The 20,126-nt window shown below is 71.3% G+C and carries 18 protein-coding genes; 8 read left to right on the top strand and 10 right to left on the bottom strand.

The features are described 5' to 3' along the window. Positions 1 to 36: 36 nt before the first annotated feature. From EDF27_RS18820 to EDF27_RS18810, 3 genes are read right to left on the bottom strand one after another with little or no spacing between them, the layout of a single operon-like run. Positions 37 to 1,029, bottom strand: a complete 993-nt coding sequence (locus tag EDF27_RS18820) for an aldo/keto reductase (RefSeq protein ID WP_347812807.1) — start codon at positions 1,027 to 1,029, stop codon at positions 37 to 39. Next, on the bottom strand, positions 1,026 to 1,427 hold the full coding sequence (locus EDF27_RS18815) for a cupin domain-containing protein (protein WP_123656433.1): 402 nt from the start codon (positions 1,425 to 1,427) through the stop codon (positions 1,026 to 1,028). The genes EDF27_RS18820 and EDF27_RS18815 overlap by 4 nt, the downstream gene beginning before the upstream one ends. After that, on the bottom strand, positions 1,384 to 2,301 hold the full coding sequence (locus EDF27_RS18810) for a helix-turn-helix domain-containing protein (protein WP_132050524.1): 918 nt from the start codon (positions 2,299 to 2,301) through the stop codon (positions 1,384 to 1,386). Before EDF27_RS18810 ends, EDF27_RS18815 begins: the two co-directional genes overlap by 44 nt. A 133-nt stretch (positions 2,302 to 2,434) precedes the next feature. Between EDF27_RS18810 and EDF27_RS18805 the strand changes: the two genes are divergently transcribed. Both EDF27_RS18805 and EDF27_RS18800 read left to right on the top strand, forming a co-directional pair. Then, a complete protein-coding gene (locus EDF27_RS18805) occupies positions 2,435 to 3,148 on the top strand; it encodes an alpha/beta hydrolase (protein WP_132050522.1) in 714 nt (237 codons plus the stop codon). Between the two features lie 71 nt (positions 3,149 to 3,219). Next, entirely contained in the window at positions 3,220 to 4,158 is a 939-nt protein-coding gene (locus tag EDF27_RS18800; protein WP_132050520.1) for a PD40 domain-containing protein, read from the top strand. 134 nt (positions 4,159 to 4,292) lie between these two features. Here the strand turns inward: EDF27_RS18800 and EDF27_RS18795 are convergent, their stop codons facing one another. Then, complete coding sequence (locus tag EDF27_RS18795; protein WP_123702716.1) at positions 4,293 to 4,760, bottom strand: MarR family transcriptional regulator; 468 nt, start codon at positions 4,758 to 4,760, stop codon at positions 4,293 to 4,295. A gap of 121 nt (positions 4,761 to 4,881) precedes the next feature. Here EDF27_RS18795 and EDF27_RS18790 point away from each other — a divergent pair, with 121 nt between their 5' ends. The 4 genes from EDF27_RS18790 to EDF27_RS18775 all read left to right on the top strand — a co-directional run bounded on the left by EDF27_RS18790 (position 4,882) and on the right by EDF27_RS18775 (position 9,788). Continuing rightward, positions 4,882 to 6,759, top strand: a complete 1,878-nt coding sequence (locus tag EDF27_RS18790) for an NAD(P)/FAD-dependent oxidoreductase (protein WP_207909665.1) — start codon at positions 4,882 to 4,884, stop codon at positions 6,757 to 6,759. A gap of 113 nt (positions 6,760 to 6,872) precedes the next feature. Then, complete coding sequence (locus tag EDF27_RS18785; protein WP_132050518.1) at positions 6,873 to 8,075, top strand: histidine kinase; 1,203 nt, start codon at positions 6,873 to 6,875, stop codon at positions 8,073 to 8,075. Continuing rightward, positions 8,072 to 8,785 carry a response regulator transcription factor gene (locus EDF27_RS18780; protein ID WP_132050516.1) on the top strand — a complete coding sequence of 238 codons (714 nt, stop codon included), beginning with the start codon at positions 8,072 to 8,074 and terminating at the stop codon, positions 8,783 to 8,785. The genes EDF27_RS18785 and EDF27_RS18780 overlap by 4 nt, the downstream gene beginning before the upstream one ends. Positions 8,786 to 8,891: 106 nt before the next feature. Then, positions 8,892 to 9,788, top strand: coding sequence for a type II CAAX endopeptidase family protein (locus EDF27_RS18775; RefSeq protein ID WP_207909664.1), 897 nt, complete (start codon positions 8,892 to 8,894; stop codon positions 9,786 to 9,788). An 89-nt stretch (positions 9,789 to 9,877) separates the two neighbouring features. On the opposite strand, the gene EDF27_RS18770 is transcribed toward EDF27_RS18775, so the two are convergent. The 3 genes from EDF27_RS18770 to EDF27_RS18760 all read right to left on the bottom strand — a co-directional run bounded on the left by EDF27_RS18770 (position 9,878) and on the right by EDF27_RS18760 (position 13,479). After that, positions 9,878 to 11,485, bottom strand: a complete 1,608-nt coding sequence (locus EDF27_RS18770) for a carboxylesterase family protein (RefSeq protein WP_132050514.1) — start codon at positions 11,483 to 11,485, stop codon at positions 9,878 to 9,880. Next, positions 11,482 to 12,732: an MFS transporter gene (locus EDF27_RS18765; protein WP_123656424.1), complete on the bottom strand. Its 1,251-nt coding sequence runs from the start codon at positions 12,730 to 12,732 to the stop codon at positions 11,482 to 11,484. The genes EDF27_RS18770 and EDF27_RS18765 overlap by 4 nt, the downstream gene beginning before the upstream one ends. A gap of 90 nt (positions 12,733 to 12,822) precedes the next feature. Beyond that, complete coding sequence (locus tag EDF27_RS18760; protein ID WP_165931573.1) at positions 12,823 to 13,479, bottom strand: GntR family transcriptional regulator; 657 nt, start codon at positions 13,477 to 13,479, stop codon at positions 12,823 to 12,825. Positions 13,480 to 13,614: 135 nt separating this feature from the next. Between EDF27_RS18760 and EDF27_RS18755 the strand changes: the two genes are divergently transcribed. After that, a complete protein-coding gene (locus EDF27_RS18755) occupies positions 13,615 to 14,847 on the top strand; it encodes an MFS transporter (protein ID WP_123702729.1) in 1,233 nt (410 codons plus the stop codon). 7 nt (positions 14,848 to 14,854) lie between these two features. Here EDF27_RS18755 and EDF27_RS18750 read toward each other — a convergent pair whose 3' ends face one another. From EDF27_RS18750 to EDF27_RS18740, 3 genes are read right to left on the bottom strand one after another with little or no spacing between them, the layout of a single operon-like run. Further along, positions 14,855 to 16,897: a hypothetical protein gene (locus tag EDF27_RS18750; protein ID WP_132050512.1), complete on the bottom strand. Its 2,043-nt coding sequence runs from the start codon at positions 16,895 to 16,897 to the stop codon at positions 14,855 to 14,857. Between the two features lie 49 nt (positions 16,898 to 16,946). Then, complete coding sequence (locus tag EDF27_RS18745; protein ID WP_132050510.1) at positions 16,947 to 17,612, bottom strand: TetR/AcrR family transcriptional regulator; 666 nt, start codon at positions 17,610 to 17,612, stop codon at positions 16,947 to 16,949. Next, the gene (locus EDF27_RS18740) at positions 17,609 to 19,048 is read right to left on the bottom strand and encodes an MFS transporter (RefSeq protein WP_123656419.1); all 1,440 of its coding nucleotides are present in this window, start codon (positions 19,046 to 19,048) and stop codon (positions 17,609 to 17,611) included. Before EDF27_RS18740 ends, EDF27_RS18745 begins: the two co-directional genes overlap by 4 nt. Before the next feature lie 752 nt (positions 19,049 to 19,800). Between EDF27_RS18740 and EDF27_RS18735 the strand changes: the two genes are divergently transcribed. Beyond that, positions 19,801 to 19,980, top strand: coding sequence for a hypothetical protein (locus EDF27_RS18735; protein WP_132050508.1), 180 nt, complete (start codon positions 19,801 to 19,803; stop codon positions 19,978 to 19,980). Positions 19,981 to 20,126: the final 146 nt, after the last annotated feature.

Here is a 20,126-nt window from a genome sequence, read left to right as displayed (position 1 = left end):
GATCCCCGATCGTGCGGGAAACCGCAGGGCCCGGCGTCAGCGGTTCGTCTGCGACTCGAGCCACTCGGGGTAGCGTCCGCCGACGATCTCGACGGAGTCGGAGAGCGCCGTCAGCCGGTCGACGTCCGCCGCGGACAGGGCGACCTCGGCCGCGCCGACGTTCTCCGCCAGCCGGTGCGCCTTCGTCGTGCCCGGGATCGGCACGATCCACGGTGCCCGTGCCAGGAGCCAGGCGAGTGCGATCTGGCCCGGCGAGGCATCGTGTTCTCCGGCGATCGCGCGGACGCCGTCGACGAGTTCCACGTTGGTCCGGAGCGCCTCCGGTCCGAACCGCGGGATGCTCGCCCGGAGGTCGTTCGCCCCGAAGGTCGCCGACGGGTCGATCGTCCCGGTCAGGAAGCCCTTGCCGAGCGGGCTGAACGGCACGAACCCGATGCCGAGCTCGGCGCACGCTGCGAGCGCCCCGTCCTCCGGCCGACGCCACCACAGCGAGTACTCGCTCTGGACCGCGGTCACCGGCTGGACGGCGTGTGCGCGGCGGATCGTGCCCTCGGCGGCTTCCGAGAGCCCGTAGTGCCGGACCTTCCCGGCCGCGATGAGTTCCCGGACGGCGCCCGCGAACTCCTCGATCGGGTACTCGGGGTTGATCCGGTGCTGGTGGTAGAGGTCGATGTGGTCGGTACCGAGCCGACGCAGGGAGCCCTCGACAGCGGACGCGACCTCGTCGGGCCTGAGCATCCGGCCGAGGAGGGTCCGACTGTCGGGGTCGATCGCCTCGGCGAACTTCGTCGCGATGACGACGTCGTCGCGGACGGGAGCGAGCGCGGCGCCGACGAGTTCCTCGTTCGCGTGCGGGCCGTAGATCTCGGCGGTGTCGAAGAGCGTGACGCCCTGGTCGACCGCGCTCCGCAGCAGCTCCGTCATCGCGGTGCGGTCCGGGTCGCCGCCGTACCCGCCGGTCATCGTCATGCAGCCGAGGCCGAGCGCGGAGACGTCGAGCCCCTGGCCGAGGGTCCGATGCGCGATCACGGGCGGTGGTAGTCGTCGTCGGCGACGTGCTCGAGCCAGGTGGTCGTGGTCGCCGGGTCGTCGGAGAGGTCGAGCATGGCGAGGTGCTCCATGTACCGGTCGGGGGTCGCACCGTGCCAGTGCTCCTCGCCCGCCGGGGTGTACACGGTCTCTCCGGGCTGCACCTCGATCACGCCGCCGTCGCGGGTCCCCATCAGGGCGACGCCCTCGGTGACGTGCAGGGTCTGCCCCTTCGCGTGCGAGTGCCACGCGGTGTGTGCCCCGGGCATGAAGCGGACCTTCGCCACCGTCATCGTCTGCCCGGGTTCCTTCGGCGCGGCGATCGGGTCGAGGTACACGTCCCCGGTGAACTGCTCAGGCGGGTTCTTCGTGGTGGGCTGCTTCGGTTCGATCCGCATGGTGCTGCTCCTGTTCTCGTTCTCGTTCCTTCGTCGCCACCCAGCTGGCGAGCAGCCGGAGGGACTCCTCGGTCGGCGAGCCGGGCTCGGCCGAGTAGACGAGGAAGTTCAGTCCGGGCTCGCCCATCGGCTCCATCGCCTCGTAGACGAGGTCGAGGTCGCCGACGACCGGGTGGTGGAAGTGCTTGTCGCCGTGCGCGTGGTGGCGGACGTCGTGCGCGCCCCAGCGGACACGGAACTCGTCGCTCCGCGTGGAGAGCTCGCCGATGAGGTCCTGCAGCGCTCGATCGTGCGGGTTCCGGCCGGCCTCGGTCCGGAGGATCGCGACGTTGATGTCGGCCGCCGTCGCCCAGTTCGGGTAGAAGCGCTCGGACAGGTCGCGGTGCAGGAACGCGAACCGGGCGAGGTTCACCGGGCGGTGTTCCTGCTCGTACATCTCCCAGTAGAGGCCCCGGAACAGCTGGTTCTCGGCGAGGACGTCCATCCGGCCGTTGCGGACGAACGCCGGGCCGGCGGTGAAGCCGTCGAGTGCCCAGCGGACGCTCGTGCGGACGTCCTTGGGGACCTGGCGCCGGCGCCGACGGACCGGGGAGGCGTTCGCCTCGCGGGAGAGGTCGAAGAGGTGCTCGCGCTCGGCGTCGTCGAGGAGCAGCGCGTCCGCGAGCGCCACGAGCACGGTGTCGGAGACCCCGACGAGGTCGCCGCGTTCGAGCTTGGCGTAGTACTCGACGCTCATGCCGGCGAGCATCGCGACCTCGGTGCGACGCAGTCCGGGCACGCGCCGTCCCGGTCCTCCGGGCAGCGAGACCTGCTCGGGCGTGATCCGGGCTCGGCGTGACGTCAGGAACTCCTTGACGTCGTCCTTGTGCGACATGCCCACCACGCTACGAGCCGGCAACTGGACGAGGAATGCCCTGCTGGTACACCCTCGGCGGTCGGGATCGTGCTGGCCCGGTCCGTCGCGGTCGTCGTGACGGCGTCGCGGACGAGGCCGTAGCGTCGGCCCCATGGAACTCCTCTTCGTCCACGGCGCCCTGGTCCGCGACGGTGCCTGGTGGTGGCAGCCGACCGCCGACCTGCTCCTCGCCCGCACGGGTGTCCGCAGCCGTGCGGTGGCGCTGCCGTCCTGCGGCGAGACCGCGTCCGGCGTCCCCGAGGGCGGTCTGGTCGAGGACGCCGCCGCACTCCGGCGCGCACTCGACGAGGTGGACGGGGCCGACGGGGCCGTCGTCGTCGGACACTCCTACGGCGGCACCGTCGTCGCCGAGGCCGGCCACCACCCCGCGGTCCGGCACCTGCTGTACGTGTCGTCGTACCTGCCCGACGTCGGGCAGGCGCAGGCTGCGATCATGAGCGGCGAGCCCGACCCGGTGTCGATCGCCGAGGTCGGCGACGGGACCCTGGCGGTCGCGGGGTACGACCGGTCGTCCTTCGGGGCGCGGTTCCTGCAGGACGCCGACGACGCGACCCAGCGCGCGGCGTGGGAGCGGGTCACGGCGCAGACCGCGGCCGCCTTCGTCACGCCGACCACGGCCGCCGGCTGGGAGGGCGTCGACTCGACCTACCTCGTGTGCGCTGAGGACCGGAGCACGTCGACCGCACTGCAACGGGAGCATGCGTCGCGAGCGACCCGCGCCGTCGAGGTCCCGACCGGCCACCACCCGTTCATCACCCGACCCGACCTGGTCGTGGACCGGATCGAGGCGCTGCTCGCAGGGTGAGCCGCGAGCGCACGACCGTGTGGTTGGATCGTCCGGCACGAGCAACGACGCCGCAGATCCCGAGGGAACCCATGCCGACCGACACCACCCCGCCCGGACGAGTCCTGCTGGAGGGCCAGCGCTGCCGGGTCCGGATCTGGAATCGGGCGGACCGCTCGGTGACGACCGTGCACGAGAGCACGGAGCGCCTCTACGAAGCCCCGAACTGGACGTCCGACGGGCGACTCGTCCTGAACGCGGACGGCGTCCTCTGGACGATGCCGGCCGACGGCGCGAGCGCACCGGAGCGCGTCGCGATCGAGGGCGTCCCGCCGCTCAACAACGACCACGTCCTCGACCCGGACGGCGTCACGGTCCACGTCAGCGCCGAGGACTTCCACATCTGGAGCGCCCCGCTCGCCGGCGGTCCGGCGACCCGGGTCACGCCGGACGACGGCGCGATGCACTTCCTGCACGGCGTCAGCCCGGACGGCACCGAACTCGCGTACGTCCGGCTCGACCCGGACGGCGACGACGTGTGGTCCTCCGGCACGATCCACGTGCTCGCCGTCGACGGCACCGCTGACCGCGCCGTCACCACTGCCCCCGGTCCCGCCGACGGCCCGGAGTGGACGCCCGACGGTGCCTGGATCCTGTTCAACACGGCGCAGTTCGAGGAAGCGCCCGGCCATGCGCAGATCGCCCGTGTCCGTCCCGACGGCACGGAGCTCGAGCAGCTCACCGTCGACGAGCACGTGAACTGGTTCCCGCACCCGACGCCGAAGGGTGACGCCGCGGTGTTCCTGTCGTTCCCGCCCGGCACCCAAGGGCACCCGGCGGACGAGCGGGTCCGGCTCCGCCAGGTGACCGGGCCGGGCACCGTCAGCGACTGGGGACCGGCGGTGTGGCAGGCCGCCGAGACGATCGTCGAGCTCGACGGCGGTCAGGGCACCCTCAACGTCAACGGCTGGGCGCCCGACGGGTCGGCCTTCGCCTTCGTCGACTACCCGATCGGCGCCCCCGCGCGGTGATCCGGACCGCCAGTCCGGACCGCCAGTCCGGACCGTCAGTCCGGACCGTCAGTCCGGACGGCCAGACCGGACGGCCAGACCGGACCGCCGGTCCGGAAGGTCGACCCGGACGGTCGGCCCGGCGCATCGCCGGGTCAGGAGCGCTCGCCGGCCTCCGGCCAGACGGCACGCTGGACCGCCGACATGCCGCGGTCCAGCGCCCGCAGGTCATCGAGGTCGAGCCGCCGCAGGACGCGCAACCCGTACTCGGGCCGCCGCGCCATCAGCTGCCCGACCGCATCGCGTCCGCGGGCCGTGGCACGGAGCCGCCGGACCCGCTGGTCCCCCTCGGCCGCCGTCCGCGCGACGACGTCCTGCTCGACCAGGCGGTCCACGACGCCGGACATCGAGGCGAGTGAGACGCCGAACGACGACGCGAGCGTCGTGAGGGTCATGCCGTCCTCGGCGGTCACGAGCACGGTGAGGACCTTGAGCTGCTGCAGTGTCAGCCGGAGCGAGAGCAGCGGCTCGACGATGTCGGCGAGCCCCTCGCTCTCGAAGCGTGTCGTCATCGCGCCGATGCGCTGCTCGAGACGCGTGCGCTCGTCGTCCTGGTCGGTCACGGCTCCAGCGTAGGGCCGGCTCCGGCACAGAGCCGGCTCGAGCGCCGGGTCCCCCGAGCGGCTCCAGCGCCCACCAAGGCGAATTGCTTAGCCTGAGGCTAACCAGTTCGAGAGGATGTCCATGACCGACAGCATCGCCAACGACAGGATCGCCAACGACAGCACCGCCGTCCAGACCGAGGCCGATCGCGTGTCCGCCGACCTCGCACGCCGCGGGGTCGACGTCGACGCGGTCCGGGCGAGGTACCGGCAGGAACGGGACCGACGCGTCCGACCGGACGGCGCGACCCAGTATCGCCGCGCGACCGGCTCGTTCGGCTACTACGCCACGGACCCCTACACGCCCCGGGCGGACCGGGAGCCGGTGACCACGGACGTCGAGGTGCTGGTCATCGGCGGCGGCTTCGGCGGACTCGTCACCGCGGCCCGGCTCCGTGGCCACGGCGTCGAGGACATCCGGATCATGGACGAGGCCGGCGACTTCGGCGGCACCTGGTACTGGAACCGGTACCCCGGGATCCACTGCGACATCGAGTCGTACGTCTACATGCCGCTCCTCGAGGAGGTCGGCACCGTCCCGAGGTGGCGGTACGCCCCGGGCGAGGAGATCCGCCAGCACGCCATGGCCATCGGGCGGACCTTCGACCTGTACCGCGACACCCTGTTCCAGACCCGGGCGACCGGACTGCGCTGGGACGAGGACGACGACGTCTGGACGGTCGAGACCGACCGCGGCGACCGCTTCCGGGCACGGTTCGTCGTCACGTCCTCCGGGACCCTGACGGAGCCGAAACTGCCGGGCATCCCGGGCATCGAGACGTTCCGCGGCCACACCTTCCACACCAGCCGATGGGACTACGGCTACACCGGCGGCATGGCCGAGGGCGGGATGACCGGACTCGCCGACAAGCGGGTCGCGGTCGTCGGCACCGGCGCCACCGGGATCCAGGTCGTCCCGTTCGTCGCCCGCGACGCGGAGCACCTGTTCGTGTTCCAGCGCACCCCCTCGACCATCGGCGTGCGCGACAACCGTCCGACGGACCCCGCGTGGGCCGCGTCGCTCCGTCCTGGCTGGCAGCGCGAACGCCAGGAGAACTTCATCCGCACGGTCTCCGGCGCGCCGGTCGACGAGGACCTCACCCGGGACGGATGGACGGCGACGGCGCGGATCCAGCGCACGATGATCACCGGCACCGTGGACGAGCGCGTCGACCCGGCCGACCGGGAGCGTCTCGACGAGCTGCTCGACCTGCAGCACATGACGGACGTCCGCGCACGTGTCGACGAGGTCGTCGAGGACCCGGCCACCGCCGAGGCGCTGCAGCCCTGGTACCGCTACATGTGCAAGCGACCGGCGTTCAGCGACCGCTACCTGCAGGCGTTCAACGAGCCGAACGTCACACTCGTCGACACTGCGGACACGGGCGGCATCACCCGGATGACCGAGACCGGCGTCGTCGTGGGCGACACCGAGTACCCGGTCGACTGCGTCGTCTTCGCCACCGGCTTCGAGGTCGGCGTCTCCGGGGTGCTCTCCGGCAGCCTGCCGGTGCACGGTCGCGGCGGCACCGCGCTGCTCGCGTCGTGGGCACGGGGCCCTCGGACGCTCCACGGCTTCACCACGCACGGGTTCCCGAACCTCTTCCAGCTCGGGCCGCTGCAGAACGCGAACTCGGTCAACTTCGTCCACGTCCTGCAGGACCAGGCCGACCACATCGCCGAACTGATCCGGTCCGCGCGGGGCCACCGGTGCGCGGTACGTCGAGCCCACCCGCGACGCGGAGGACGCGTGGGCCGCCACGATCCGCGCCACCGCGATCGACAACGACGCGTTCCGCGCGGGCTGCACGCCGGGCTACTACAACCGCGAGGGGACCGCGACGACCGGGAACACGTCCTTCGGCCCGGGCCCGGTGGTCTTCCGCGACGTCCTGGCGGACTGGCGCGCACACCGGATGGACGAGGTGATGGTCACCACCTGAGCACGGTCACCCCGTGACGGACGGGAGGCCCGGTGCCGGCTGGCACCGAGCCTCCCGTCCGGTGGTGGTCGCGACCCGGCTACCGGACCCGCCGTCGAGCCGCGCAGCGGATCACGCTAGCGTCGAGACCATGTCGTCTCGTCCGCCGGTGCGCGACCCGCGGCAGCGGCGTGTCCGGGTGCCGTGGGACGGCCTGCCCGTCTGGGTCCGCGACGCCGCGGGTGGCCTCCTGCTCTTCGTCCTGTCGCTCCTCCCCCTCGGTGTCGCCGGGGTCGAGCTCGGCGAGCTGCACCACGCCGTCGCCGAGTGGGTGCCCCCGGTCCTCATCGCCGGGCAGTCCCTGACCCTCGCCGCCCGCCGGGTCGCTCCCGGGACGGCGCTCGCCGTGGTGGGCGCCTCGTTCGCCGCGGCGCAGCTCGCCGGCGTCGGCACCGGGGTGGCCGGGCTCGGCCTGTTCGTCGCGATCTACTCGTTCGCCGCCCACGAGCAGCGGCACCGGCGGACGATCGCCGTCGCCGTCGCCGCCGGGTACGTGCTGCTCGCGTTCGCCCTGCACGCCGAGGGCTCACCCGAACGCCTCGTCGACTGGGCGACCTTCTTCCTGGTGCTCACGACCCCGTGGTTCGTCGGTCTCCTCGTCCGGCGCCGGGTCGCCGAGCAGGCAGCGCGCGAGATGCAGGCGGCGGAGGACGCCGTCCGCGAGTCCCGCAACCTGCTGGCACGGGACCTGCACGACATCGTCACCCACCACGTCACCGCCATGGTCGTGCAGGCCGACTCCGCCGCCTACCTCGACGCGTCCGAGGAGGCCGAACGCGCCCGGACCCTCGAGACCATCGGGACCACCGGCCGCCGCGCCCTCCAGGAGCTCCGGTCGCTCCTCGGCGCCCTCGAGCAGACCACCGCCGCGCCCGGCGGCGGGCCGGCACCCCGAGAAGCCGTCGCCCACACCGTCGCGGACCTCGTCGCCGAGGCCCGGCAGCGCGGGTACCCCGTGGTCCTCACCGAGCCGGCAACACGGCCCGTCCTCTCCGACGAGGTCGCCCTCACCCTGTACCGCATCGCCCAGGAAGCCCTGACGAACGCCATGAAGCACTCCCCCGGAGCCCCCGTCGAGATGACCCTGACCGATCACGACGGACGCGTCGAGCTCCGTGTCGTGAACGACGTGACCGGCGACCCTCCTGGTGTTCCCGGCCGTGGCCGCCGCGGCATGGCGGACCGCGCCGCGCTCCTCGGCGGACGGCTCGACACGGGCGCCGTCGGCGGCCGCTTCGAGGTCGTCGCCTCGTTCGCCCCGGACGCCCACGCCACACCGGGGCCCCGCAGGTGAACGCGGCTGACGGAGCGACCCCGACACCACCCGACGCGGGCAGCCCCCTGCGCATCGCGCTCGTCGACGACCAGACCCTGGTGCGCGACGGGTTCGCCCGGGTGGTCCGCGCACAGACGGACATGGAGCTCGTCGGGCTCGGCGCGAACGGCCGCGACGCCGTCGACCTCGCCCGCGACGCGACGCCCGACGTGATGGTCGTGGACATCCGGATGCCGGTGCTCGACGGCATCGCGGCCACCCGGGAGATCCTCGCCGCGCCGCGTCACGACGGAGCGGCGCCACCGCGGATCCTCGTCGTCACGACGTTCAACCTGGACGAGTACGTCTTCGACGCCCTCCGTGCCGGAGCGAGCGGGTTCCTGCTCAAGGACGCCTCGCCCCCGCAGTTGCTCGACGCCGTCCGGACGATCGCGCGCGGCGAGGCACTCGTCGACCCCGCCGTGACGCGCACGCTCATCGGCAGCTTCGCGGGCCGGATCCGGCCCCCGGTCACCGTCGCCGACGAGTCCGGGCAGCTGACACCACGCGAGCTCGAGGTGCTGCGGCTCCTCGCCCGGGGCATGTCGAACGTCGAGATCGCCGAAGCCATGTTCGTCACCCGTGAGACCGCGAAGACCTACGTGTCACGGATCCTGCTGAAGCTCGGGGTCCGCGACCGCGTCCAGGCCGTCGTCTACGCGTACCGCACGGGCATCGCCGACGACTGACGGGCCGCCCGACGGGACTGTCCACCTTTGGGGGACCCGGCGGATCGCGCCGTTTCCTACGGTCGTCACGGCAGCAGATGCTGCTCCACGACGAAGGAGACCGACCATGGCAACGACCACCGCCGGGAAGCCGAGCGTGATGCGCCGGATCCTGACCTTCCCCCTCACCTGGATGATCATCGGCACGGTGTTCGTGTTCCTCACGAACGCGATCCTGGTCGGCGTCGGCTCGGAGATGGACGCCACCGGCGTCATCGTCACCGCGCTGATCGGCGCCGCAGCCGGGCTCGTGTTCTACCAGCTCACGATGTGGCTCGTCGCCCGCCGCCGGACCCCCGAGCTGACGGTGCGCGGCATCGGTCGCGAGACCTTCCTCGGCCTCGCGATCGGCGTCCTCTTCATCGCCGTGTCGTACCTGATCGTGGTCGCCACCGGCGCCTACACCGTGACCTGGGCGCCCCACGACGTCACCACGACCGTCGCGCTCGCCCTCGCCGTGAACGCCGGCGCCGCCATCGTCGAGGAGCTCACCTTCCGCGGCCTGCTCTTCCAGGGCGTGGAGCAGCTCTGCGGACCCCGCGTCGGCCGGTGGATCGCCCTCGCCGTCACCGCGGCCTTCTTCGGCGGCGCGCACCTCCTCAACCCCGGCGCCACGCTGTGGTCGTCCCTCGCCATCGCGATCGAAGCCGGTGTCCTCCTCGGTGCCGCCTTCATGTGGCGCCGCAACCTGTGGTTCGTCATCGGCATCCACTTCGCCTGGAACGTCATCGAGGGCCTGCTCGGCATCCCCGTCTCCGGACACCGCGACCCGGGCCTGTTCGTCACCACCGTGCACGGCGACGGCCTGCTCTCGGGCGGCGCGTTCGGCCTCGAGGCGTCCTTCGTGCCGGTGCTGGTCAGCCTCGCCGTCGCGATCCCGATGCTCGTCGCGGCCCGCCGTCGGCGAGTCGCGCCGACCCGGTCCGCCGCGGCGCGCGTCCGTCTGGAAGCCGTCGGCCGCTGATCGGTCGCCATCCGACGGACGGGAGGCACGGTGCCGGCCGGCACCGGGCCTCCCGTCCGCGCGTCAGCGCTCCGGAGCCGCGGCAGCGATCACCACGCGACCTGCGTCCGGAAGAAGCGTTCCCAGAACGCCGTCCGCTCCGGGGTGGCGACCGGACGCATCGCGAAGTCGGTCCCGAGGTCCATCACCGTCGGCACAGTGGCCGCGTACTCGGGCCATGCCGGCAGGCCGGGACCGTTCGGGTCGCCCGTGGCGATGTAGTTCACCCAGTACGCGGACATCGTGGCCGCGACCGCTCGGTCGTCGTCGTCCCAGTCCAGGTCGACGACGTCGAGGTTGTCGAACACGAAGTCGATCTCCGAACCGTGGCCGGCGCGACGGGGGCCACCGGACGGCGACGGCGGACGGTGCGTCCAGAAGTACGTCCGCACCGGGCGCTCGCACTCCGCGGTCCACGTCGTGCCCCACAGGGAGGTCGACACCGTCGCGTTGTCGTGGATCGCGTCGTTGCTCGCCAGGGCCGCCTCGTCGTCGTCCGTGGCGGGGTAGAGCGCGAGGAACTCATCGGCGAGCGGACCGAACTTCTCGTGCGCGCCCCTGGTGAAGGACTCGAGGGTGACGTGGGTCGGCGGTCGACCCGGTCGCCACGGCTGCTCCCCCTTCGCACGGGTCGCGGCGAACGCGTCCTCGGGGATCGCGCCGCTCTCGTCGAGGTCGTTCCCGGCGAGGTAGTCGACCCGGTTCTGGGCGCCGAGCGCGTACGTCTCGGCGTAGCCGTGCGGCAGGACCCAGCCGTCGACGACGGGACGGAAGAGCGGTGGGCGGGCGTCGCTCCCGGTCTCGACGTCCATGTCGCCGAGACGGTCCCGGTCGACGAGGTCGTCGAACGGCAGCGCGCGCATCGCGTCGAGGTCCGTCGCACCGCGCGCCGCGACGAACGCCGTGCCCTGCGCCTCGGCGGCGTCGCGGCCCCGGTACGACGTCGAGAGGTAGCGCAGTTCGGTGTCGCCCGCGTGCCGGGCGTGGCTCTGCGCGATCACCCGGTGGAACAGGCCGGTCGCCAGCGGTGACATCGCGAGGAAGTTGCACGTGCCGGCCCCGGCGGACTGCCCGGCGATGGTGACGCGGCCGGGGTCGCCGCCGAACGCGGCGACGTTGTCCCGGACCCACTCGAGGGCGCGGACGCAGTCGAGCAGACCGTAGTTGCCGGAGGCGTCGTGACCGGACTCCGCGCTCAGTTCCGGTGTCGCGAGGAAGCCGAGCGCACCGAGCCGGTAGTTGAACGTCACGACGACCACGCCCCGACGCGCGAGGTTCTCGCCGTCGAACCGGGGGTCGGCGGCGCTGCCCTCCTGGAACCCGCCGCCGTAGATCCACACCAGGACCGGCTTCGGCTCGTCGCCGCCCGACACCGGCGTCCACACGTTCAGCGTGAGGCAGTCCTCGTCCATCCCCAGGCCGAGCGCACGGGTCGCGGCGGTCTCCGGCTGGGGGCTGATCGCTCCGAACCGGTTGGCCTGCCGGACGCCGTCCCACGGTGCCGGCGGCTGCGGGGCGCGCCACCGGAGATCGCCGACCGGCGGAGCGGCGTACGGGATCCCCCGGAAGACGCGCACGTCGTCGCGACGGCCCGTGGTCCCCTCGACGAGTCCGGCGTCGGTCGGGACGGTCGTCGTCGTGTGCTGGTCGATGCTCATGCCGTGGCCACGCTGTCGATCTGGCGCACGATGGCGCGACGGAGGACGACCACGAGCACGCCGCTGATCACGAGCGCGACCGTCATGCCCTGCCACATCGCGCTGTACCCGAAGGTCGTCGCGATCGACCCGCCGACGATCGGTCCCACGATGTTGCCGAGGTCGCTGCCGAGGAAGTTCGTGGTGCTGCCCGCGCCGCGTCGTTCCCTGGGGACCATCTTCATCGCCATCGACTGCAGGACCGGCTGGCACCCGCCGTAGCCGAACCCGAACAGGACCGCCGCGACGAGGAACGCCAGCAGGGAGTGCGAGACGCTGATGAGGAAGAACGAGCCGATGAAGAGCACCATCATCGGGACGAGCACGAGGTACCCGAAGCGGTCCGCCAGGCGGCCGGCGAGCGGCCGGGAGACGAAGAGCACGCCGGCGTAGATCGTGAAGAAGAAGGAGATGTTGCTGCCGATGCCCTGCTGGCCCGCGAAGATCGCCAGGAACGGGTTCACCAGGCTGTAGCAGGCGAACACGAAGAAGGTGATGATCGCGGCGAGCAGGACCTCCTTCGCGAAGAAGTTCTTCGGCGAGAGCTTGAACCCCTTCGGACGCTTGTACTTGAGCTTGATCTGGGTGCACATGACGACGCCGAGGCCGACGAACCCGGCGGCGATGAAGAACGCCGTGTCGTAGGAACCCGCCGCAGCGACCTTGAGCGAGATGACCGGCCCGACCATCTGCGCGATGCCGGCGCCGAGCGTGAAGAACCCGAGCCCGGTGCCGATCCGCTCCCGCGGCAACGCGTCGGCCGCCATCGCGATGAACGCCGTCGTGCTGAACGCCTGGCCGGCGCCCTGCAGCAGGCGGAAGGTGATCAGCTCCGGGACGTTGCCCGAGATGCCGAACCCGAGGAACGCGATGCCGATCGCGATGATCGCGCCGAGGACGATGAACTTCCGGTTGAAGGCGTCGAGAGCCGGTGCCGAGGCGAGCTTGAACACGATCGCCGACCAGGCGAAGGCGCTGGAGACGATGCCGACGACCGCGGCGGTCGCGCCGAGCGAGTCGGTGTACTTGCCGATGAGCACGTTCGACATCTGCAGCCCGATGGACACGAGCACGTTCGTGGCGAAGATCGCGATGAACGCACGGTTCCAGATCTTCGAGGGTTCCTGCGCCACGGAAGCGTCCGCCTCGGCCGTCGCTGCCGGGACGGGCGGCCGCCCGTGTTCGTCGTCGATGATGTCCTTCGCCATTGGAGGGAGCCTTTCGCCTGGTCGTCGTAACTCACACGAAATCGTGTGAGATCGAAGATAGGCAGGAAGACCCGAGCCGTCAAGCCGGGCTCAGGCGACGGGCGTCGGGACGTCCAGGCCGTTCAGCTTGTGCTGCCGAGCACACGTCTCGATCGCCTCGGAGCTCGCGCCGGCCTCGAGGAGGTCGAGGAGCCGCTCGTGCTCGGCGATCGAGGCGCGGTGCCGCCCGGGGACGGTGTGACTGACACTCCGGCGGATCACGTCGAAGCGCTGCAGCTCGCTCGTCAGGAGCGACGCGATGTGGGCGTCGCCGCTCCGCTCGTGGAAGAGCGCGTGGAACCGACGGTTGAGCTGGCCGAACCGGTCGAGGTCGATGACGTCGAGCGCCTCCCCCATCTCCCGGTCGAGCGCCCGAGCCGCCGCGATGTCAGCAGCGGTCAGGTTCGGCTGCGCCAGCGCGGTCGCGAACCCCTCGAGCCGGGCGATCAGTTCGAGGGTGTTCCGGTGGTCCTCCACGTCGAAGAGCGCGACCCGCGCGCCGACGTTCCGGACGACCTCGATCCACCCCTCGGCCTCGAGCCGACGGATCGCCTCACGCAGCGGGATGTTGCTCAGGCCGCTCTCGCGGACGAGCTGGTCGACGACGATCCGGTACCCGGGCACGTAGGTCCGGTCGATGATGCGACGCTTGATGAGGGCGTAGGCGAGATCCGCCTTGCTCTCGCTGTCCGGCTCGCGACTGCTCACGCGAGCACGATAGCGCAGACCCCGTCGGACACGGTGCGCAGTCGACTTGACGAGCACGACCGACGGCTTTAAGTTCATGCATTGGATCGTGCACGATCCTGACCGACGTGCACGATCCTCGACAGGGAGGTCGAGATGCAGCAGCCGGGTACCGCGCCACCACAGCGTGTGTGGACCGCGGGGTTCGCGTGCCTGTTCGCGTCGTACGCCCTCATCTCGCTCGGGCTGACGATGAGCAACGTGCTCATCGGGAAGTACACCGACTCGCTCGGTGCCACGCCGAGCGTCATCGGCATCGTGAGCAGCGCGTTCGCGGTCACCGCGATCGTGTTCAAGTGCGTGTCCGCCCCGGCGATCGACAGCTTCGACCGCAAGTACGTGCTGATGGGCGCCGCGGGCGCGATCGCCATCGCGATGTTCGGCTACGGACTGTCCGACTCCGTACCGCCGCTCATCGTCTTCCGGCTCGTCCAGGGTGCCGGTCAGGCGTTCACCGCCACGTGCTGCATCGCCTTCGCGGCCGACCTGCTCCCCCGCGAACGGCTCGGCATCGGCATCGGGGTGTTCTCGCTCGCCCCGGCGCTCGCCCAGGTGATCGGCCCGAACATCTCCCTCGGCGTCTCAGCGGCCTTCGGCTACCGGACGCTCTTCCTCGTCGCCGGGGGCGTGCTGCTCGTGGCCGCCGCGCTCGTCACCCGTGTCCGCGCGCCCTCCGTGCCGCGTCGGCCGTTCCGGATCACGCCCCGGAACGTCTTCGCGCCCGAGGTCGCCATCCCGGCGCTGTTGTTCTTCCTGCTCGTGGGGTCCTACAGCCTCGTCAACCCGTTCCTCGCGCTCTTCGCCGAACGGCAGGGGGCGGGTGCGCACATCGCGCTGTTCTTCACCGTCGACGCCCTGACCCTCTTCGTGTCACGCCCGCTCGCCGGCCGACTCGCCGACCGGTTCGGCTACGGGGTGCTCGCGGTGTTCTTCGGTCTGTTCGCCGCGTCGCTCCTGGTGATCAGCACCGCGCACACACTCCCCGTGTTCCTCCTCGCCGCCGTCCTGCTCGGCTTCGGGTACGGGTCGTGCCAGCCCCTCATCGAGGGCATGGCGATGAAGATGGTGCCGGCGGACCGCCGCGGGGCCGCGAGCTGCACCACGTTCCTCGGCAGCGACGCCGGCGACTTCGCCGGCCCGATCGCCGGCGGTGCGATCGCGCAGTCCGCCGGGTACCCGGCGATGTGGCAGACGATGACCCTCCCCCTCGTCGCGGGCGCGGTGCTCGCCGTCGTGCTGCGTCGCCCGGTGGCGCGACGGCTCGCGCGGGCGGCACGGTCCGAGGCGGACGTGGTCGCGCAGCCGGCGGAGCGGGAGTCGACCGTCTGACCCTCCGTCAGCTGACCACCACCCGCACACGATCGAGGTCCTGGACGAGCTCGTGCGCGGTGCCGGACGCCGTGGTCGGCTGCGCGGTCACCCGCGCCGTGACGAAGTACGTCCCGGGCTCGTCGAAGACGACGTGCCGCGTCGCGGTGACGCGCCGGGCCGGGGTCACCGGCTCCGCGACGTAGCCCTCGTGCTGGCCGTCGTGCCACTCGAGCGCGACGACCTCGCCGCCTGCGGTCGGAACGGTCGCCGATGCGGTGATCGCGACCGCTTCGCCGACCCGCGCGGCGAAGCGACGGGAACCGTCGGACGACAGGTCCACGACCGGCTGGACACCGGCTCGCTCGGACGCCGTCGGCGGGACGACGACCTGTCCGTCGGCGACGTCGTACCGCGTGGAGGCGGCAGGAGCGACGCCGTCCTCGACCCAGCGCGCGAGGGCTCGGAGGGCCTGCTGCAGGACACCGAGGTAGCTCACGGTGCGCGTCGGGAACTCCTGGTGCTCGTCGTCGCCGTGCAGGGCATTGTCGACGTACCAGAGCCGGAACGTGTCGTCGGCGGCGTCGCCGAGGTGCTCGACGACCCGCGAGCGGTACCAGTCCGCCTGCCACGCGAACGCCTCGCGGTCGAGCAGGCACGCGACGACGATCGTCTTGTCGCTGATCCGGCCGGTCTGCACGGTCCCGGACGCACTGGCCGCGAACAGGGGTCCGAGGAGGAAGGGCCGCTGCGGCGAGCCGGGCCGGCCGTCGGCGTCGCGGAACTGGTCCCACACGGCGTACGAGGCGTCGGGGACCTGGTGCCGGTGGTAGGTCTGCGCGGCGAGGAAGTTCGCGTTGTCGACCCGGACCCGGTCGCCGACCGCGATGCGGCCGACCGTCTCGGGGTCGTTGTCGAGGTCGATGACCGCCGCGTCGCCGGTGGTGCCGCTGAGCCGGATCCGCGCGCCGGCCGCTGCACCCGTGAGGACCTGCAGTTCCGCTCCGGCGACGTCGTGGTCGAGGGTGTGACCGAGGGCGAACGCCGCCACGTCCGTCGCGCGGACCTCGTCGTAGACCGGTTCGACCCCACCGACACCGGTGAACGCCGACCGGTCCGGGACGAGGCCCGCGGCCACGGCGTCCGCCGTGGACAGCAGGGCCGCGACCGACGTCTCCACGAGGGTGCGCTCCGCGTGGATCGGGTCGTCGGGGTCGGCGCCGAGGTAGCCGTCGACGTTCCAGAAGTCGTGGTCGAAGTACGCCGGGTCGGCCATCACGATGCCCGGGTAGAGCGCGCTGAACGCATGCGTCCCCAGGGTCTTCCACGCGAACCAGGCGCGCGGCGGGAAGCCCATCCGTGTCACCTCGGCGAGCGCCGCGGCCTGCGCCTCGGTCAGCACGTCGGCGAGCAGCGCGGCCGGTGCGCGGTCGCTGCCGGCGTCGTACGCGTCGACGATCGCCGGGAAGGCGTCGTGCAGGATCCGCTGCGCGTGCATCCGCACCGTGAAGACGTTCGGGATCGCCATCGGACTCCCGACGACGTAGGGCACGTAGCCGTCCCAGACCCCCGTCGTGTTCTCCGCGGCGCCGATCGTCCGGTACGCGCCGCCGCTGCCGCCGTACGCGTAGCCGAACGGACGGTGCGGTCCGTAGACCTCCTCGGCGACGACGCGCGAGTACCGGGCGGCCGCGGCGTTGGCCTCGTAGGCGCCGATCCGCGGGTCGACCCCGGACATCGGGTCCCCGGCGGCCTCGCCACCGCCGTTGGTCTCGACGAAGTACGCACCGCTCGCGGCAGCGAAGCCGATCTTGTCGGCCTGTCCGGACGCCTGCTGCGCGAGGTCCTCCGACAGGGGGCGCGGCGTGACGTGCTGGAAGAAGCGCCCCTGGTACTGCTCGGCGGGCGGGAAGTAGAACGAGAAGCGCGTGTCGGTCCCCGTGAAGCCGCCGTGGACGTAGCGGTGCCGGACCGGTTCGTCACGCCACTCGTCCACGTCCGTCCAGGGGCGCGCGGCGGTGTCCGCGAAGGGGATGTCGGTCGGGTCGGACACCTGCGTCGTGTCGGTCATGGTGCTCCTCCTCGCTCCACCGGGTGGGGCGACGTCGTGGGGTGGCGGGTCAGAGCCCGGCCATCGGGGTGGTCATGGTCGCGATCATCTCGGTCCAGTTCCGGCCGGTGAGCCGGCGGATGCCGTCGAGGAGCATCTCGCCGATGTCGAGGTCGGGGTCGACCGCGTTCATCGTCGCCAGTCCCTCCCAGAGGGCGAAGACCTGGCGCCCGACCGCTGCCGGGTCGAGGGACGGGTGCGCGAGGCCGCTCCGCTGCTGCTGTTCGACGACCGCGGTCCACAGCTCGATGGCCGCCGCGGTCCGGTGCGCGATGTACTCGGCCGCCGGGTGGTCCTCGGACACGGCCTGCCCCTTGATCACCTGGTAGAGGCGTCGTCGGTGCAGCTCGGTCTGGGTCCGGGCGTTCGCCACCTCGCGGAGGCCGTCGAGATCGAGGTCCGTGGCGAGGGCGCTGGCGCCGGTCGTCGGGTCCCGGTGCGCCGCGAGCGAGTCCGAGAGCTCGAGGGCGGCGATGACGAGGTGGTCCTTCGTCGGGAAGTGGTACAGCAGGGTCGCCTCGTTGGTGCCGGACCGCTCGGCGACCAGGGCCGTGGTGACCTTCTCGTGGCCGAGTTCGTCGACGATGTCGAGGACGGCACGCGCGATGGTCTCGCGGCGCTGCTGCGACCGGGCGTAGGGGCCGCGCTTGTTCCGGGTGCCTTCGGTGGTGGTCATCGCATCACCGTAGGGCCGTCACCGGTGTCGTCTCCCGATGCCGTGCCCTTCGCCGCCCGCTCGCGCTGCACCATCACCGAGGCGGTGATCGCCGGCAGGTCCCGTTCGAACCGCTGGTACCGCCAGGCGATGACCGCGGCCACGATCGACAGCGCGGCCGGCAGCCAGCTGTTCACGGCGATGATCCCGAGCGTCGCCGACGGTGTCTGCACCGCGCGGGTGCCGTCGTACCCGGCGATCGAGAGCACGATGCCGCCGATCCCCGCGGCGACGCCGACACCGAGGTTCTGCGCGAAGCTGGTGACGCCCCCGCCCACGCTCTCGAGACGTCGGTTCCCCTTCGACTCGTTGTACGTCGCGTTGTCGATCACGAGCACCGGGAGCAGGAAGGCGATCGGTGTGCTGCCCGCGGCGGTGAACAGTGCGGCGACGAGCAGCAGCGGGATGTTCGCCCCGGCGAAGGAGTACATCGCGAACCCGATGGCCCCGAGCACGGACGACACCATGATGATCGCGGAGATGGAGTACCGCTTGATGATCCGGGGGAAGAACAGCATCACGGGCAGGATGAGGATCGCCAGCGCACCGGCGATGCCCAGGAGTCCGACGTTGCCGACGACGTAGCGGTAGTAGTAGGCCAGGGCGCCGAAGTTGCCGAGCACGGCGATGACGAACTGGATCCCCGAGACGCTCCACAGGTACGGGTTGCTCTTCAGGACCGTCATGATGTCGCGGAGCGTCGCCCGCTGCGCCTCCGCCGGGTTCGGCTGGTGGGTCTCCCGCACGGTGCAGAACCGGATGAGGCCGATGAGCGCCAGCGGGACCGCGAACACCAGGATCATGTGCGACCACGCGGTCGTGGACTTGCCCGCCTGCCCCACGAGCACGGGGAAGACGATGCCAACGACGAGGCTGATCACGCCGATGACGATGCCGGACGCCGAGGATGCCTTCGTGTACGCGTCCCGGTTCGCGAAGGCCCGCGCGAGGTAGAGCGGCTGGTTCGCGAGGAAGAGCGGGGAGAAGACCGCGGTCACGAGCAGGTAGCTGACGAACACCCACGCGTACTCGGCGACCTCGCCGAGCCCGCCGGGAGTGGAGAAGAGCACCGCGGTGAAGACCCAGATCCCGATGATCGCGAGGTCGTAGGGACGTGCTTTGCCCCACCGGGTCTCCGGGGACGCGTCGACGAGCCAGCCGGCGAAGAGGACCCCGACCGCGTCGACGAGCTTGCTCGCGAGGAGGAGCCCGCCGACCACGGCGGGGGCGAGCCCGAGCGTGTCCGTGCAGTAGATCGTGAAGTACGTCAGGACGATCACGGACCCGGCCTGCGACGCGTGCGAGGACGACCACGCGAGCAGCCGGCCGAATGAGATCCGGCCCGTCGGGTCAGGGGTCGTGGTCGGCGGGGACTGGGGTTCTGACGTCGCTGTCATGAGACTCCTCCATTGGAGCACCAGGGGTTCGGGTGAGCTGATCGTAGGAGTGCCCGCATCCCGCTGTCAACGCCAATGTTGAGTTTACCCTAGGTTTCCGTCGGAGAAGAGCCGTTCCACCCCCACAAGAGGGGACGACGATGGTCCGTTTCCCAGTGCTCTTCCAAATTTGGACGCCGGGAACGCGCGAGCGGCAGACCGCCGGGCGGCAGTGGTGGCGGCGTCAGACGTCGCCGCACCCACGGCACCCCACCCCTGGAAACGACGAAGGTCCCAGCCGATCGGCTGGGACCTTCGTCGTGGTCGGGTCTTCGTGACCCTGGTGTTCGGTGGGGTGTCTTAAGAACCCGCAGAGCCTTGAGATGACGCGGCTATCGAGGTCCTTGAACGAGCCCGTATCCCCTCACGACCCCGACCGTATCCTCTGGCGCCGGCGGCGCCCTCGACTACGGGGGCTCTGACCAGGGATTTTTCTGGACCAGTTTGAGGGGTCCCAGACTGCCGCAACGTCGATCCTGATGCACCGTATGAGCCTCAACCGTGAGGGGTCGCGCCCTCTCCGCACCGGTCTGGGTCTTCAAACCGCGCCAGCCGACTACTCGTCCTCGCGTGATCAGTGTCTGCGCGAAACGGAAAGCAACGCGACCCACGCCGCCGGTGCAATTCGGGCCCCATGATCATCGACGAGATGTCTATGGCCGCAACGGTGGCAACCGGCCCCTCACGGCTCGCAGCGTCCAAGACGCCCCCTCATGGCCGAGGTCGAGTTTCCCGAAGCCCTTGAGGGGGCCCGTCACGACGACGCTCCCGCGACAGCGGGCCGCCTCATCCGGAGCACGTTCACCATGCTCGCGGTGACCGAGGCGCGAGTGGTCTACACCTCGAACCGGCGGAGCTGGACGGCCGACCTGCGTCAGATGGCCACGGTGTAGCTCACTCGCGAGGGGCACGAGGCACGATCCGGATCACGTCGCCCCCCTGCTTAGAGGCGATTAGCGCGAAGTGGGGCGCGGCGAGTGATTCGTTCTCGAGACGGAACGCATGCGCTGTGCACGCTCGCCGCACCGAAGCGTCGACG

The sequence above is a fragment of the Curtobacterium sp. PhB136 genome, assembly GCF_004346855.1.
In the GTDB taxonomy this organism is placed as follows: Bacteria; Actinomycetota; Actinomycetes; order Actinomycetales; family Microbacteriaceae; genus Curtobacterium.
Note: the sequence above shows the minus strand (reverse complement) of the source record. Positions and strands in the feature narration are given on the sequence as shown.